Origin of the sequence: Planomicrobium stackebrandtii, assembly GCF_030814955.1 — a bacterium.
Classification (GTDB): domain Bacteria; phylum Bacillota; class Bacilli; order Bacillales_A; family Planococcaceae; genus Planococcus; species Planococcus stackebrandtii.
In genome coordinates this window covers 137,166-150,390 of record NZ_JAUSWB010000006.1, presented here as the reverse complement: position 1 = coordinate 150,390, position 13,225 = coordinate 137,166, and the positions used below count along the sequence as shown (strand labels likewise).

General features: G+C 44.9%; 13 protein-coding genes. 11 read left to right on the top strand and 2 right to left on the bottom strand.

Translation table 11 applies throughout. The features are described 5' to 3' along the window. The first annotated feature begins 116 nt into the window (after nt 1–116). The 3 genes from QOZ98_RS12470 to QOZ98_RS12460 all read left to right on the top strand — a co-directional run bounded on the left by QOZ98_RS12470 (nt 117) and on the right by QOZ98_RS12460 (nt 2,792). Complete coding sequence (locus tag QOZ98_RS12470; RefSeq protein WP_142827373.1) at nt 117–569, top strand: hypothetical protein; 453 nt, start codon at nt 117–119, stop codon at nt 567–569. Beyond that, entirely contained in the window at nt 566–1,039 is a 474-nt protein-coding gene (locus QOZ98_RS12465; RefSeq protein ID WP_308787754.1) for a GNAT family N-acetyltransferase, read from the top strand. The genes QOZ98_RS12470 and QOZ98_RS12465 overlap by 4 nt, the downstream gene beginning before the upstream one ends. Before the next feature lie 103 nt (nt 1,040–1,142). Continuing rightward, nucleotides 1,143–2,792 carry a serine hydrolase gene (locus tag QOZ98_RS12460; protein ID WP_308787753.1) on the top strand — a complete coding sequence of 550 codons (1,650 nt, stop codon included), beginning with the start codon at nt 1,143–1,145 and terminating at the stop codon, nt 2,790–2,792. A 257-nt stretch (nt 2,793–3,049) separates the two neighbouring features. Here QOZ98_RS12460 and QOZ98_RS12455 read toward each other — a convergent pair whose 3' ends face one another. Continuing rightward, the gene (locus tag QOZ98_RS12455) at nt 3,050–3,250 is read right to left on the bottom strand and encodes a cold-shock protein (protein WP_006830093.1); all 201 of its coding nucleotides are present in this window, start codon (nt 3,248–3,250) and stop codon (nt 3,050–3,052) included. Nucleotides 3,251–3,486: 236 nt separating this feature from the next. On the opposite strand from QOZ98_RS12455, the gene QOZ98_RS12450 reads away from it, so the two are divergent. The 5 genes from QOZ98_RS12450 (at nt 3,487) to fumC (ending at nt 8,741) form a co-directional block, all read left to right on the top strand. Beyond that, entirely contained in the window at nt 3,487–4,035 is a 549-nt protein-coding gene (locus QOZ98_RS12450; RefSeq protein WP_308787752.1) for a P-loop NTPase family protein, read from the top strand. Nucleotides 4,036–4,124: 89 nt separating this feature from the next. Beyond that, the gene (locus tag QOZ98_RS12445; RefSeq protein WP_308787751.1) at nt 4,125–4,838 is read left to right on the top strand and encodes a hypothetical protein; all 714 of its coding nucleotides are present in this window, start codon (nt 4,125–4,127) and stop codon (nt 4,836–4,838) included. 108 nt (nt 4,839–4,946) lie between these two features. Continuing rightward, a complete protein-coding gene (locus QOZ98_RS12440; RefSeq protein ID WP_308787750.1) occupies nt 4,947–5,474 on the top strand; it encodes a hypothetical protein in 528 nt (175 codons plus the stop codon). A gap of 302 nt (nt 5,475–5,776) precedes the next feature. Next, complete coding sequence (locus tag QOZ98_RS12435; RefSeq protein WP_308787749.1) at nt 5,777–7,276, top strand: UDP-N-acetylmuramoyl-L-alanyl-D-glutamate--2,6-diaminopimelate ligase; 1,500 nt, start codon at nt 5,777–5,779, stop codon at nt 7,274–7,276. 82 nt (nt 7,277–7,358) lie between these two features. After that, entirely contained in the window at nt 7,359–8,741 is a 1,383-nt protein-coding gene (gene fumC, locus QOZ98_RS12430; RefSeq protein ID WP_308787748.1) for a class II fumarate hydratase, read from the top strand. A gap of 348 nt (nt 8,742–9,089) precedes the next feature. On the opposite strand, the gene aldA is transcribed toward fumC, so the two are convergent. Continuing rightward, nucleotides 9,090–10,538 (bottom strand): aldehyde dehydrogenase, encoded by a 1,449-nt coding sequence (gene aldA, locus QOZ98_RS12425; protein ID WP_308787747.1) that lies wholly within the window; start codon nt 10,536–10,538, stop codon nt 9,090–9,092. Between the two features lie 214 nt (nt 10,539–10,752). Between aldA and QOZ98_RS12420 the strand changes: the two genes are divergently transcribed. The 3 genes from QOZ98_RS12420 (at nt 10,753) to QOZ98_RS12410 (ending at nt 13,098) form a co-directional block, all read left to right on the top strand. Beyond that, a complete protein-coding gene (locus tag QOZ98_RS12420) occupies nt 10,753–11,415 on the top strand; it encodes a Dph6-related ATP pyrophosphatase (RefSeq protein WP_308787746.1) in 663 nt (220 codons plus the stop codon). Between the two features lie 6 nt (nt 11,416–11,421). Continuing rightward, entirely contained in the window at nt 11,422–12,414 is a 993-nt protein-coding gene (locus QOZ98_RS12415) for a GNAT family N-acetyltransferase (RefSeq protein ID WP_142827363.1), read from the top strand. Nucleotides 12,415–12,741: 327 nt separating this feature from the next. After that, nucleotides 12,742–13,098 carry a hypothetical protein gene (locus QOZ98_RS12410; protein ID WP_308787745.1) on the top strand — a complete coding sequence of 119 codons (357 nt, stop codon included), beginning with the start codon at nt 12,742–12,744 and terminating at the stop codon, nt 13,096–13,098. The last annotated feature ends 127 nt before the right edge of the window (nt 13,099–13,225 follow it).

Genomic DNA, 13,225 nt, shown 5'->3' with positions numbered 1-13,225 from the left:
TGCGAAACGGGTGTAACCATATATTTCTGCGATTTTCTCCATACAGCAGTTCTATATTTTGGATCTTACTGATGTTTTTGATGAACTAACTGAAACTAAGAAATGAGGTAATGAGATTGTTAACATTTGAACAAAAGTTGGAAATCATTGAATCTTTTCCGGAATTGACGAGAAAAGATGTATCGATGAAACGCGTGAATTTTCATTATGAAGAAAGCTTATACGACAAAAAAATCGTTGTTTACCATTTGCATCCGACGGGCAATGGCTTTGTCTATGTAGGAAACTTGCCGCATTACGAAGCGGACAAGAAAGGCTTTGTCAACATCCGTGATTTTTCCGAAAAGGAATTGCGCAGCGTCCTTGCTGATTCTTTGGATTACTTATCACTGGAGCCAGAACCTCCATACGACAAAACGTGGGTTAGCCGCGACAATGTGAAACTGGATTTGGTTTATGAAGAGCCATTTTGGAATATCTACACAGGAAAAAACCTGGAAGAAAGCTTTGGAACTTTTGACGATGCTGAAAATTATTTGATCGATCAAGGCTTTAAAGAAAAGAAATGATGGAATTCCGACAGCTGCAGGCTCATGAACCGCTGCCGATGGACTTGTTGCTCGAAGCGGATCCTTCCGAAAGCCTGGTGCGTGCTTATAGTGAATCCGGCTGGTGCACGATCGGAGAGCAGGGCGGTGCAATTGTCGGCGTTTACGTACTTGTCGCTCTGTCGGACACCGTTGTGGAAATAAAGAATATTGCAGTTGCAGAAAGCTTTCGGGGCCGAGGGTACGGGCGTCAACTTCTGCAGCATGCTTTGGCTGAAGCGGCACTCCGCGGATTTACGTTTGTGGAAATCGGTACCGGCAATTCGAGCCTGGATCAACTTGCGCTTTATCAGAAATGCGGGTTTCGGATGTGTGCGATTGATCCGGATTTTTTCAGGCGGAATTACCCACAGCCGATTTTTGAGAATGGCATTGAATGCCGCGACATGATCCGGCTTCGCTCCACAGTAAACAATGGACTGTCTTCTTAACCACTTCCGACTGCCATAAAAAAGAGCCTCTGGGCTCTTTTTTTATGGCTAAAAGAGGTAAAAGATTGGATTTTTCGGTATGCTAAAGGCAAGGAGTGAGGACATGTTTAAAAAGGTGACCTTATACACAAATCAGTTAGAAGACATGAAGGGCTTTTATGAATACCAACTGGGCTTCCGGATTGTTGAAGAAGATGAAAGCAGCTTTACGCTGTCGATTGGAGAATCCCAGTTAGTCTTCCAGGAATCCGAAAGACCAGCTATTTATCATTATGCGCTGAACATTCCAGGCAACCAGTTTACACTCGCTAAATGGTGGGCTGGTGAGCGGGTAACCTTGAATCGCCAAGAGGGAATGGATGAAGTTTTTTACGCCAATTTTGATGCTGATGCATTTTATTTCCAAGATCCTGCCGGCAATGTCATTGAATTCATTGCGCGGCGCAGCGTCGATCGCATGGGCAATTTTACAGTCGACTCTTTGCTTAGCATCAGTGAAGTGAGCATCACGACACCGCATGTTGAAGAAGTCGGCAAACAGCTTGAAGAGATGGATATTCCAGTGAGGGGCTATAAGGGGATCGATCCAAATGCATTGAACTTCTTGGGCAGTGGACATGCTTATATTTTATTGGTGGCACCAAAGCGCGTCTGGTATTTTTCGAAACAAAAAAGCGAGACGCATCCTTTATCGATTGAGCTGTCAGACGGCCGCCACATTAACATTACAGAAGACGGACGGTTTCAGCAGGAGAAACCAGCTACGCCAATTATGGACAAGATGGAAGAGATCGATTTTTCGGGCGCCGTCTTTTTGCGTAAAGAGGAAACCTGGACAGCAGCAAGAGGATTTGCCAATCGTGCAGATGAACGGCCGAATGCTGTCGATACAAGGTTCGGTATTGCATCGGGCAGCAAGATTTTCACGGCTGTTGCTGTGTGCCAATTGGTGGAGGCAGGAAAGCTCAATTTCCACGACAAGCTATCCGAACTGCTGCCGCAGGCTTTTCCGCATTTCGACGTCACCATTCATCAGCTATTGACTCATACATCCGGCATGCCGGATTATTTTGATGAACAAGTCATGGGAGATTATGAAGAGCTATGGAAACAACGGCCGATGTACACCATGCAAACTGCTTCAGATTTTATTCCTTTGTTTAAAGACCAGCCAATGATGTTCAAGCCGGGTGAGAGGTTCCGCTACAACAACGCTGGATTTATCGCACTCGGCCTGATTGTGGAGCAGGTGACTGGCAAAGAGTTTGCCGAAGTTGTGGAAGAACAGATTTTTGGTCCAGCCAAGATGGAAAGCTCGGGTTATTTCCGTTTAGACCGGCTGCCTGGTGAAACGGCTTTCGGCTATATTGAAGAAGATGGAGTGTGGCGTACAAACCAATACGCTATCCCGATCCGTGGAGGTGCTGACGGCGGAGCTTATGTCACAGCGAGTGATATGGCGAATTTCTGGAGCAGTCTGGTGGACGGCGCCTTAGTGACGAAAGAGATGCTGGAGACCATGCTCCAAGTGCATGCATCCGGGGAAGACGGCGATTATGGTTATGGAATATGGATTCAGAGCCAAGGGGATGGATTGGTGAAATATCATGTTATGGGATACGATCCGGGGGTCTGTTTCCATTCCGCATTTTACCCTGAAGAGGGCAATATTCTCACAGTCTTGTCGAATAAAGGGGCAGGAGCTTATAAAATTACCGAAACCATTGAAGATTTGAGAATGAAAAAGGAGTGACAGCATGACCGGGAAAAAATTAGCATTGGGGATCATTTTTGGAACGCTTGCCGTATGTATTTTGATTTTTGCAGTTTTCCAACTGTACTTTTGGCTGAATTAAAAGAAATACGAGGCGGTATTTGCTGATAAGGCAAATGCCGTTTTTTTTTTTTGAATGAGAAAAGGCGCAACCAGGATTTCCCTGATCACACCTTCATAAAGGACAAAAAAATAAGCTCTTCCGAAGAAGAGCTCATTGATAGTTTGACTTTAGATTACGCTTTTTGAACGTTAGTAGCTTGAAGACCGCGTTGGCCTTGCTCGATGTCAAAAGTAACTTCTTGACCTTCGTCTAAAGATTTGAAGCCTTCGCTTTGAATTGCAGAGAAATGTACGAATACATCGTCGCCGCCTTCGCGTTCGATGAAGCCAAATCCTTTTTCTGAGTTAAACCATTTTACTTTACCTTGTTCCATGTGTGTTTCCTCCTCGTATGCGTAAGCATACATTGTATTACTATCCTTGCTCAAATCTTGCAGATGGACATCTGACACTTTGTAAAAAGTTATCCGAACAAAAATAATTCTTCCTTAGAATAACATGGGGTTACATATATTGCAAGGGATTATGAAATATTCTTTTTACTACTTTTCTTTTCCACCATGAATTATAATAAAAAAACTGAACAGAGAAACAATGGGGAGGCGCGGTTATGCAGAGAATTATGGTGCTTGGCGTATCATCTGGGGTTGGCAAATCAAGCTTTTCAAGAAGCTTGGCAGACATAGCAGCAATTCCGGTCCATCACTTGGATGCTTATTTTTGGAAGCCAGGTTGGGTGGAAAGCAGCGATTTAGAATTCAGTGAAAAACAGCAGCGGCTGGTTGAACAGGACCGTTGGATCATTGAAGGAAATTACACAGGCACTTATGAAATTCGAAGGCAAAAAGCCGATACTATCATCTATTTGGAACTGCCATTAGCCGTATGCCTGTACCGAGTGGTCAAGCGCCGCATTATGAATCATGGAAAAACACGTCCCGATATAGCCGCCGGTTGTCCGGAAAAACTGGACAAAGACTTCCTAAAGTTCATCATCTCCACATATAGTGCCCGAAAAATAAAGATGAGAAAGCGCCTGGAACAGTTTATAGAAGAAAGTCCTCACAACCAAGTCATTTTTCTGCGCAATCAAAAGGAAATTGAGAGGTTTTTGAAAGAGACAGCGGTTGAACTGTTTTCCGGCTCTCCAACAAGATAGTTGGCATTGTAATATAGTGAAAAACTTGCAGACGTTCTGGAATGGAAGTGGTATTCTATAGCTACAAAATATGTGGAGGAGAATGGCTGATGAAGTTGCTGCATGAAGGCACAATAACAAACCAAGTGCTTCATAAAAAACTTCCCTTTTCTATGAAGCGGCTGTATTTGGAAGATTTGCCCGTGATCGAACAGATTCAAGCAAAAGTAATTGAATCGCTTCCCGAAAAGGACTCCCTTCAGGCATTGGCTACCGAAGAGTTTTTGTTTATTCTGAATGAGCGGGGCTTGATGGTTGGGGCATTTGTCGAAGATGAATTGATTGGTTTCAGGGCATTGCTTATTCCTGAAATCGATGAAGAACATTTGGGCTGGGATATCGGCCTGCCGCCAGAGCAATTGCGGAAAGTGATTTACCAGGAGATTTCTGTGGTGCTTCCTGAATACCGGGGAAATCGCCTGCAGCAAAAATTAGCTGAGGTCATTATGAAGGAATTGCCTAATCTTGAAGAAGAGTATCGCTATGTTTGCTGCACCGTTGCGCCCATGAACATCCCGAGCTTAAAAGACAAGTTTACGCAGGCAATGCACATTGCCGCCCTGAAGGAAAAGTATGCCGGATTACAGCGGTATATTCTGGTGAAAGACCTGGAAAATCCATTGGGCCACTACAGTGACCATGTCACAGCCAAGCTGGATGATCTTGAAAAGCAGCAGGAGTTGCTCCGTGAAGGGTATGTAGGCATCGGCTTTCAACTGGTACAAGGTTTTCATGAAATTCAATTTGCAAAACCCGTTCTATAAAAGAACGGGTTTTTATTTGGGTTTCAAAGGATTCTGAAACTTCTTTTGAAGTTATTCGTTATTAGTAAGAGAGATGGGAATTTACTTACTGGAATGGGAGGTTTTGGAATGGCTGTTTTTGGCTTACCCATGGAGCAGCTTTATATGTATGTGCTGCTTGCATCAGGAGCGCTTACTGTACTGTATGTCTTTTTTGGCGACATCGCTGACCTTAAGGGTGGTTTGCCGGTGTTCAACCTGACCGTAATCCTCGCTTTCATCATATTTGGCTCTGCAATCGGCTTTTTGATGGAAACAGCAACAGAACTGAGCGAATGGGCGATCTTGGCGATTAGTGGAGGGGCGGCAACCATCTTAACTATGGTTTTATATTTTTTAATCTTATTGCCGCTGTCTGCTGCAGAATCATTAAGTGCCTATTCGGAAGAGCCGCTGCCTGGACAAATGGCCAATGTGATCATTTCAATTCCTGTCGATGGATATGGGGAAGTAGTGCTGGAGAATTGCGCGGGAATGATTTCAAAACGTGCAACCGGCTATAACAATGAAGCGATCAGCCAAGACGAAAAAGTGCTGATTGTTGAAGTGAATGACGGCACTTTATATGTGCAGGCAAGCAAACCTAGAACTTTATAAAAAATGGCGGCTACAACGGGAGTTAGATGTAGGTTGGCTGAATTTTTTTAGGTGCTGGTCCCGGGAATCCGGCGATTGGAATAAATTGAAGTGAAATAATTATAGAAGTTCCCTGCTCAAAGAGATTGTTGAGCAGTTTTTTTATGCTCTATAAAAGTACAGAAAAAGTCAGCATTTCAGAAAAATTCGACGTAATTCGACTTAAAATGTTGGCGCTGTCAGAGGGAAATGATAGAATAATGATACATGTTCCTGTGAAACTATAGGTATTTGACATAATATTTTCCCTAAGGAGCCTTTCAATGGAGATACAACTCACCAGCATCCCGTCTTTCCCCGTAATCGATCAATTTGGACCTGCAATATCAAAAGTCAGTTCAATTGAATACAATTCAACACAAGTTACCCAAGGTTGCACTTTCTTTTGTGTTCCAGGCGAAAACACCGATGGACATTTGTATATTGAAGAAGCAATCGACAACGGCGCCACCACAGTTATCGGATCGAATCGGCAGATAATTGCTGAATATGCCGAAAAACATCCTGATCTTTCGTTTGCAGTGGTGGCGAATGTCCGGACAGCACTTGCTTATATGTCCGATTTCTTTTACCATTCTCCTCAAAAAAACTTGCTGAAAGTTGGAGTTACAGGAACCAATGGGAAAACAACTACAGCTACTTACGTTTACAATTTATTTAACCTTTTGGGCATTTCCTGTGGGTTTATCGGCACGACAGGGATTATAGGAGCCAATGGCAAAATTCCTTTTTATAAAAGCACCCCGACCACTCCGATTTCATCCGACATTCACAAAATTTTCGGAAAGTTTGTAACAGAAGGAGACCGCGCTGTGGCGATGGAAGTTTCTTCTATCGCTTTAGATCAAAAACGCGTGGAAGGCATCAGTTTTGATGTCGCCATCCACACAAATATTTCTGAAGAGCATTTGGAATACCATAAGACATTCACCCACTATCTTCAGTCAAAACTTTTGTTATTCAAGCAAGCTAAGGCTGCTGTAGTCAACATCGATGATGAAGGTATGGCCAAGGAAATTTTGGAAGTCGTTGATTATCCTCATTTGACATACAGCAACCAGCTGGATTCCGGAGCTGATTTGATTTGGACGGCTTGCGAATCTTCGGATACAGGATTGAAATTTGATTTATGTTATCAGGAAAAGCGATGGCCGATCCATGTGCCGCTTTATGGCGAATACAATGCGGCTAATTTGACGGCAGCGATCGGCACAGCCCTTTTGTCAGGTGTTCAGCTGGAAGATATTTTAGCTGTTCTTCCGGACATGCCTCAGGTTGAGGGCCGTTTTCAAGTAATTCATGGCCCCGAAAACCGCAAAATCATTCTGGATTATGCCCATACGCCGGTCGCTTTAGCCTCGGTGCTGCAAGAAGTAAAGAAGTTGTCGCACAATCGGCTGATTGCATTGATTGCTGGCATCGGGATACGGGACTTCTCGAAAATGCCGAAAATGGCCAAAGCGGCGGAAGGGAAAGCGGACGTTCTTGTGGTCACAGTCGATCATCCAGGCGACAACGAACCGAGTACCGTGATCAATGCGGTATTGGAAGGGTTCACAGTGCCTTACAAGCAACAGGTAGTGACCGCCAATTCACGGCGCGAAGCGGTTCTGGCTGCTTTGAAGGAAAGCGGTCCTGATGACTTGGTCCTGCTTTCCAGCGGATCGATAAACGGTGCACAAATCGTTAAGGGCGAGTATATTCCACATTCTGATGAAGCAATAATTGAAGAATTTTTCAATAGCAAAACCAGCGATTTTTAACTGCAAAGGTCGCTTTTTTAGGCTTGTGTGTGGTTATAATAGAAGAGAAGAATACATAGACATCAGAATTGGAGTGAATGGAATGCAGTATCGTACAGAAAAAGATACCATTGGTGAAATTCAAGTTGAAGCGGACAAAATGTGGGGCGCTCAAACGCAGCGCAGCGTACAGAATTTTGAAATCGGTACGGAACGCATGCCGCATGAAGTCGTCATGGCTTTTGCTCAATTGAAAAAAGCGACAGCCAAAGCAAACCATAAACTGGGGAAATTATCCGAAGCGAAGATGAAAGCCGTTGAACTTGCTGCAAATGAAGTGATCGAAGGCAAATGGAACGATCATTTTCCATTGGTTGTCTGGCAGACAGGAAGCGGTACACAATCCAATATGAACATGAACGAAGTTCTGGCGCGCCGTGGCAATGAAATCTTAGCAGAGCAGAATTCTGACGAAAAACTTCATCCAAACGATGATGTGAATATGTCTCAAAGCTCGAATGATACGTATCCGACAGCAATGCATGTAGCAGGGGTTTTGGCAGTAACTGAAAACCTGGTGCCGGCTGTTCAAAAACTTAAAGCAACATTGGATGAAAAAGCACAGCAATTCGATGAAATCATTAAAATTGGACGTACGCATTTACAGGATGCAACACCTTTGACACTTGGCCAGGAAATCAGCGGCTGGAGGCACATGCTTGAAAAAAGCGAGCGGATGATTCGCGAAAGCGTTGAACACATGCGTGAATTGGCAATCGGCGGCACAGCAGTTGGAACAGGCATCAACGCAGATCCGACTTTCGGCCCTTCAGTTGCTGAATTTATCAGTGAAGCGGTTGGAACTTCTTTCACTTCTGCAGAAAACAAATTCCATGCACTGACAAGCCATGATGAAATGGTCTACACACACGGCGCTATTAAAGCATTGGCAGCAGATGCCATGAAAATTGCCAATGATGTACGCTGGCTGGCAAGCGGTCCCCGCAGCGGAATCGGTGAAATTACAATTCCTGCAAACGAGCCTGGAAGCTCGATTATGCCAGGTAAAGTCAACCCGACTCAAAGCGAGGCACTGACAATGGTTGCGGCTCAAGTAATGGGCAATGACGCAACAATCGGTTTCTCGGCAAGCCAGGGGAACTTCGAGTTGAACGTTTTCAAACCGGTTATCGCTTATAACTTCCTGCAGTCTGTCCGTCTTTTGACAGACAGCTTGGTCAGCTTTAATGACCATTGTGCGGTAGGCATCGAAGCCAATTTGGATGTTATTCAAAATCACGTCAGCAATTCATTGATGCTGGTTACAGCATTAAACCCGCATATCGGTTACGAGAATGCCGCTGCAATTGCTAAGCAAGCACATAAAGATGGCACCACCTTAAAAGAATCTGCCGTAAACAGCGGGCATTTGACTGCTGATCAGTTCGACGAATGGGTTAAACCGGAGAACATGGTAGGAAAATAACAAGCTGAAAAGCGGCCGGGAGTTTCCGGCTGCTTTTTTTCAGCTTGTTGAAAAACTCACCTTACTTTTCATTTCCCTTCAGGCGGACACATTCCACTGGCAAAGCTTCTGCCGTAGGAGTCGCCGCCTCCAGCTGCATTCAAGGAAGAAAGAGTTTACGAAGTAGCTTGGAGAAGCGTCCGCTCGTAAACCCTTCTGCTCCCATAGCATTTCGCGCCTGCTGCATGACCATATCCTGTGGGTCTGAAAGCGGGTGGTAAGCTTTGGAAATCCACGGCTTGGTAGAAGTTTCTCGACAGCCTGAAAAAACACTCTTCCCTAAAAAGGAAGAGTGTTTTTTGTGTTCATTTATTTGCCATTCTTATACTGCATGTAAACCACTTGCGTAACTAAAAAGTCTTCCATGCCATGCTTGCCGTCTGCGCCCCCGAGTCCGGATTTGCGCATACCGGCGTGGTAGCCTTGAACCGCTTCAAAGTTTTCGCGGTTCACATAGGTTTCGCCAAACTTCATCTCGTTGACAACCTGCATGGCTTCGTTCAAATCGTTTGTGTAGATGGCGGAAGAAAGGCCGAATTCTGTATCATTGGCTTTTTCAATAGCTTCTGCCAGTGTGCTGTAGGTAGTAATCGGCAGTACAGGCCCAAAAATTTCATCACGGATAATGGCCGAGTCGTGTTCCACTCCTGTCAGAATAGTGGGCTTGTAGAAAAATCCAGACCGGCTGCTGTCGCGTTCACCGCCGATTGCGACAGTGGCACCTTCTGTGACCGCCTGTTCGACCATGTCGTGTACCGTATCAAGACGGTCCTGGCTGACGAGCGGACCGACATCTGCCTCTTTGTTTTCACGCGGATCTCCCAGAACTTTCGATTCAAACACAGCAATGAGTTTTTTTGTGAATTCATCTGCGATGCTGTCATGCACGTAAACCCGTTCGGCGTTTGTGCAGGCCTGTCCGTTATTTGCCAAGCGGGAAGTGGCGATGGCTTCAGCTGCCAAATCGAGATCCGCATTTTGCGTGACGATGGCCGGAGCCTTACCGCCCAATTCCAAATTGACTTTGGTAATGTTCTGCGCTGCTGCTTCCATCACTTTTGTACCTGCTGGGACACTGCCAGTCATGGTGATCAGCTGCACTTTTTCATGTGATGCGAGTGCATTGCCAATCTCTGAGCCTGTTCCTGTAACAACGTTGTACACGCCTGCTGGCACTTCATCCATCTCGTGGATGATTTTAGTGAATTCCATGGCGGTGTTCGGCGTTTGCTGGCTTGGCTTTAAAACAATCGTGCAGCCGGTGACAAAAGCGGTGGCCACTTTTCTGGCCAGGATAAATACCGGGAAATTCCACGGAACAATACCGGCTACGACACCAATCGGTTTTTTGTAGACAAAAATATTTTCGTTCGGGCGGTCACTTGGCAAAATTTCACCTTCGATACGCCGAGCCCATTCGGACATGTAATGGAAATAGTCAATGGCAAGATCCACTTCTCCGCTTGCCAACTCATAGCTTTTTCCCTGCTCTTCCTGCAGCAGATCGATAAAAGTATCGCGTCTCTCCGCAATTTTATCCCCGAGCTTGCGGACAATTTTGCCGCGTTCGATGTTGGGGGTCAACTCCCACGCTGTCTGCGCTTTAAACGCAGCATCCACTGCGCGATCAACATCTTCTTTTGTGCCTTTAGGTATTTGTGAAATGACTTTTTCAGTTGAAGGATTGATGATGTCGATCCATTCTGTTCCTGCAGATTCTATATATTCACCATTTACGTATAATTTATGCTGTTGCATTTTTTTACCTCCTTTGGGTATAGTTGAGTTTTCCCTTTGCTTTAGCCTATTAAACGGATAGAAGTATAATAAAAAACGAAAAAAGATTTTTCAGCAAACCACCAAGGGCTTGCCAGTGTTCTCGAAATTCAAAATCCGGATGTGCAAAAGGGTTTTTCGGAAGAGGCGGCGAACTAGTTACAACAACAGTGAATTAAAAAAGAAGAGGTGTAGTATGCAAAAATCATTTGTTATGTCATGGAGTGGTGGAAAAGATTCGGCACTCGCTTATTACCGCGCGGTGCTGGAAGGACATGTGCCGCTCGCATTATTTACGATGTTCGAAGAAGATGGCACCAAATCCCGTTCGCATGGCTTGCCGATTGAGGTTATGGAAGCGCAGGCTGACCGCATGGGATTGCCGTTAGTTATTGGCAAAGCCAGCTGGTCCGGTTATGAAAAGGAATTTATCGAACAGTTGAAGAAATTCAAAACGCAGGGCATCGACATGGGTGTTTATGGCGACATCGATTTGCAGGACCATTTGGAATGGGTGAAAAAAGTCAGTGCGGAAGCAGACATGGATGTCAGCCATCCACTTTGGCAGGAGCCGCGGAAAAAACTGTTGGAAGAACTGATTAACGAAGGCTTCCAGGCTGTTATTACCGTAGTTGATACGAAGCGGTTGGACGAAAGTTTTTTAGGGCGGGAGTTTACGCACGAACTGATCGGTGAACTGGAGACTGCAGGCGTGGATGCCTGTGGTGAAGAAGGGGAATTTCATACAATCATCATAGATGGCCCTATTTTTGTAGAGCCGGTTCCGGTCCGGTTTGGTGAAACAGTGAAAGTCGGCAACTACAGAATCCTGGAAGTGAAACTCTATTCAGAGGAGTGATCGTGGATGATTCAAATTACAGGGATGGAAGAAAAGCATATTCGTCAGATGTCCGTATTGTTAGCGAAGCGGCATGAACGGGAACGGAAGATCTTCAATTTTTTGCCTGCCCAATTTGAAGAAATCGATGACACTGAAGCAGTTCTCCGAAAGGTATTGGAACGGCCCTTTATCAACGGCATTGTCGCTGTAAGAGGCATCGATGTCATCGGGTATTTGCTGTATGAATTTAAAGAAGATGCCAAGCGAGGCCGCTATGTGTGGATGGACTATGAATCCATCGCAATCAGTGAGCACGAAAATCCAAGGCTGCTGAGGCTGCTGTATGCAGACGCTGGAGCTGAATGGGTCAAACACGGCTACTTTCATCATATGCTGCTGGCGCCGCTTGGCAATGAGGCGGTCATTGACCAATGGCTGGATCAATCTTTTGGCTTTGAACAGAAATACGGCATCCTTTCGCTCGATGATTTTGAACCGAATAATGGCACGCTTCCAAAGCTTGAATTCCGAAAAGGCGGTAAAGAAGATGCGCCATTGCTCAAGAAAATGGCAATGTGGAACAGCATTCATCAGGCGACGGCTCCTTCCTGGCTGCCGATTACACGTGAAACGATGGAAGATGTTAAAGAGAGTTATGAATCCTTGACTGAAGATCAGGATGCCTATTTGTGGATGGCAGAGCAGGGAGACCAAGTTGCTGGATTCCATGTCTATTTTCGCAAAGAAGACCCAATGAGCATGGTAACGCCCGAGAATTGTGCAGAACTTCCTGCTGCCTCTACCAATCCTGATCTTCGCGGAAGAGGAGTAGGGCGTGCATTAGCCAATCATTGCTTTGGTGAAATGAAAAAACAAGGATTCGAATATATTTTTGCAGATTGGCATACTCCAAATCAGTTGGCTTCCTATTTTTGGCCACGAATGGGCTTTCAGCCTATCATGGTGCGTATGACAAGGCAGATTGATCCACGGATTTCATGGGCGCATGGGGAATAGCGGTAACTTGAAAGAGTGCATCAATTTTCAGTTGGCTGTGCATTTGAAAACCGCATTTGGGGCGCAGAAGTTTGGTGGAATAGGGCACTTTACTAATTTCAAAAATTCCGGTAAGCTAGAAATAACAGGAAAACTAATAGTGTTTCCGCTTTGTACTCTCCAGCTCAACATTTTGTGACGATGACTATAAAAACGAATAATTTGGTCAAGTGCTGCAGAGAATAGAGCTGCCAGCAAAGCCGAAAAGCATCTCTCCCTAGGAGGGCTTTTCGGCTTTTTGTTTGTTCAAATGGAATAATACCTTAAACAGAAAGGATGACAGCGAACGTGCCGAAAAATCCATCTGCTGATCAACAAGAAGTGCACTTTTTTTTCTCGAAATCCAAAGCTACGCATGAAGAAGCTGGAAAATGCTTTATCACCCTGTTTGCACGTTTAAGTCTGGAGATTCCTGCTTCTGGAAAACAGGGAGGTGCCAGCGAGAACAAAACGATTTGGGTGGACATAGAAGAAGTGGCAAGTGAGCGGGCTACATCTAAAATGAAAAAAATGCCGGACTCGATCGAACGGTATAAAATTTCCAAAGAACTGTTTTGGGAACTTCATAAAATTTCTCAAAGATGTCCAGAGGAACTTTATTACATAACTCCGCTGTCTTATTTGCACGACTACCGCGACAGATGACTTTGTTTTCCTAATAATAATGCATGGACTGTCTCATAACTACAAAATATAAAACCGGCAAAGAAAAGGATTGCTTTTCTTTGCCGGTTTTTAAATGAGCTGACGGGAATGGAAGCGGCGACTCCTG

What these genes read in the sequence shown, in the direction of transcription:
- QOZ98_RS12465 (WP_308787754.1), top strand. Translation starts at nt 566, where the DNA reads ATGATGGAATTCCGACAGCTGCAGGCTCATGAACCGCTGCCGATGGAC.
- QOZ98_RS12460 (WP_308787753.1), top strand. Translation starts at nt 1,143, where the DNA reads ATGTTTAAAAAGGTGACCTTATACACAAATCAGTTAGAAGACATGAAG.
- QOZ98_RS12455 (WP_006830093.1), bottom strand. Translation starts at nt 3,250, where the DNA reads ATGGAACAAGGTAAAGTAAAATGGTTTAACTCAGAAAAAGGATTTGGC.
- QOZ98_RS12450 (WP_308787752.1), top strand. Translation starts at nt 3,487, where the DNA reads ATGCAGAGAATTATGGTGCTTGGCGTATCATCTGGGGTTGGCAAATCA.
- QOZ98_RS12445 (WP_308787751.1), top strand. Translation starts at nt 4,125, where the DNA reads ATGAAGTTGCTGCATGAAGGCACAATAACAAACCAAGTGCTTCATAAA.
- QOZ98_RS12440 (WP_308787750.1), top strand. Translation starts at nt 4,947, where the DNA reads ATGGCTGTTTTTGGCTTACCCATGGAGCAGCTTTATATGTATGTGCTG.
- QOZ98_RS12435 (WP_308787749.1), top strand. Translation starts at nt 5,777, where the DNA reads ATGGAGATACAACTCACCAGCATCCCGTCTTTCCCCGTAATCGATCAA.
- fumC (WP_308787748.1), top strand. Translation starts at nt 7,359, where the DNA reads ATGCAGTATCGTACAGAAAAAGATACCATTGGTGAAATTCAAGTTGAA.
- aldA (WP_308787747.1), bottom strand. Translation starts at nt 10,538, where the DNA reads ATGCAACAGCATAAATTATACGTAAATGGTGAATATATAGAATCTGCA.
- QOZ98_RS12420 (WP_308787746.1), top strand. Translation starts at nt 10,753, where the DNA reads ATGCAAAAATCATTTGTTATGTCATGGAGTGGTGGAAAAGATTCGGCA.
- QOZ98_RS12415 (WP_142827363.1), top strand. Translation starts at nt 11,422, where the DNA reads ATGATTCAAATTACAGGGATGGAAGAAAAGCATATTCGTCAGATGTCC.